Origin of the sequence: Rubrobacter calidifluminis (assembly GCF_028617075.1) — a bacterium.
Taxonomy (GTDB): Bacteria; Actinomycetota; Rubrobacteria; order Rubrobacterales; family Rubrobacteraceae; genus Rubrobacter_E; species Rubrobacter_E calidifluminis.
This window is the reverse complement of record NZ_JAQKGV010000043.1, coordinates 1-1,767: the sequence shown is the minus strand read 5'-3', so window position 1 is coordinate 1,767 and position 1,767 is coordinate 1. Positions and strand designations below refer to the sequence as shown.

Annotated in this window: 1 protein-coding gene; it reads right to left on the bottom strand. The window is 59.2% G+C overall.

Annotated elements, in window-relative coordinates:
• Positions 1 to 33: 33 nt before the first annotated feature.
• Entirely contained in the window at positions 34 to 1,683 is a 1,650-nt protein-coding gene (locus PJB24_RS15760) for an IS1182 family transposase (protein WP_273847603.1), read from the bottom strand.
• Positions 1,684 to 1,767 lie beyond the last annotated feature (84 nt).

Sequence of the window (1,767 nt, the reverse complement as noted above, 5' to 3'; positions counted from 1 at the left end):
GATACTGTTGGTTTATTCGCCGGAGAGCCACGATCAGCTCACCGGAGCCAGAGCCGCCAATCGGGAGCGCCGAGTTACGGCGGTAGGAACACCGTTGAGCCAGTTAGCGATCCGTCCCACGTTAACCGCCGTCGCAGTGGCCAGTTCTTGCAGGTGGGTCTTCTTCAAGCCCCGGTAGCGAGCTTGACGTAACCCGAAGGCCCTTACTCCTTGTGAGATCGTTCCTTCTATGCCCGCCCTCCGAGAGTAGAGGGCAGCAAAATCCTCTCTCTTCTGACGCTCTCTGGCAAACTGGATAGCCTCGTGCTCTTCTTTTGGCTGTAGAGTGAGGGTGCGGGGAAGGTTCTTGGCCCGGGTGCACGACGGGCGGCTCGGACACGCAGCGCAATCATTTGGGGAGAAGTCGATGTGGATCATACTTCGACCCCGAGCCGTCTTCGTTTCGGACCAGCGGATGCTCTTCCGCCCCTGTGGGCAGGTTACCGCCTTCTTTTCCCAGTCAATGCTGAAGTTTGCTACGTCGAAGCCTTCGCCTCTTTTTGCCTGCCACTGGCGATCTTCGTAGGTCGGTCCGATGAGATCGATCCGGCAGGCGTGGCTCGAAACCAGGTTGCTGCCACAGACGTAGGCGGCGTCCGCCAACTGCTCGGCGGGCAGAAGCCCGCTTTTTGCAAGCCCTTCCTGGATGGCACAAAGCTGTTTTACGTCGGTGGCGGTGGCCGCAGTGGTGTGGACGTTGGTGATCAGATGCGGCAGCCCTTCGTCGCAACTTTCCGTCAGATGCACTTTGTAGCCAATCCAACTCATCCCTCGCTTGGTAGCGTAGCGAACCTCCGTCTCGTAGGGAGATTCGATGCAGTAGGCGGCTTCAGGCCTCTCTTTTGGGTCGCGCGCCCGCAGCTCTCCTTCAGGACTCTGAACGTAGCGCTGTTCCCAGAGTTGGCGCAGGATCTCGACTTCACCGAGCGTCTTTAGAATTCGCGGTGTGTGAGGATCATCGAGCTGTGCAAGAAGCCGCGCCCCATCAGCGCCCACAGTTTGCAGGTACTCTTTCCTTGCTTCCTTACCTTTGGGCAACCGCTGATCCTCGATGCGCCTGGCGTAGCGCTCGAACCATTTCGGATCGGCGTGCTCTCTGAGCCAGTCCAGGTCTGCGGCTGCCAGAGCGTTGAGGGCGGCCCGCATCGTCTCCGCCGTCTGCTCCAGCTGACTCAAGACGCGCAAAGCACCAAGCACATGAGTCGAGTCGGTGCGCTGCCTGCCACGGACTTTGAGGTAGCCGCGCTCCTTGCACACCTCAAGGAGCTTCTCCAAAAGCAACTCTTCCTTACCGCCTTCAACCAGCCGCGAACGGAACTCCGAGAGCACCGAGAAGTCGAAGCCGGGATCGGTCAGTTGGAGGCCGAGTGCATACTTCCAATCTATACGGGCGCGTACAGCTTCCGCCGCCTGTCTATCTGAAAGCCCTTCAGAGAACTGCATCAACGTCACCAAAGCCAACCTCCACGGCGCGATGGCGGGACGTCCGCGCACCTCGAAGAGCTCTGAGAAGTCCTCATCCTCGTAGATGGCTCCGAGCGCATCGCGCATCTGTATGTAGGTTGTTCCTTTGGGAAAGGCAGCCCTGGCGACACGGGCGGTATCTTCTGGGACGGGACCGATCGGTTTGGGGTGCATAGACATAACTCTCTGCCCTCCAGGAAGGTGGCTCTCGGGGCTGCTTCCTGGAGTATGCAGCGTCGCTGATGAATAAACCAACAGTATCCG

Bases quoted from the DNA above. Each gene is read 5' to 3' on its own strand.
- PJB24_RS15760 (WP_273847603.1), bottom strand. From the start codon at position 1,683: ATGTCTATGCACCCCAAACCGATCGGTCCCGTCCCAGAAGATACCGCC.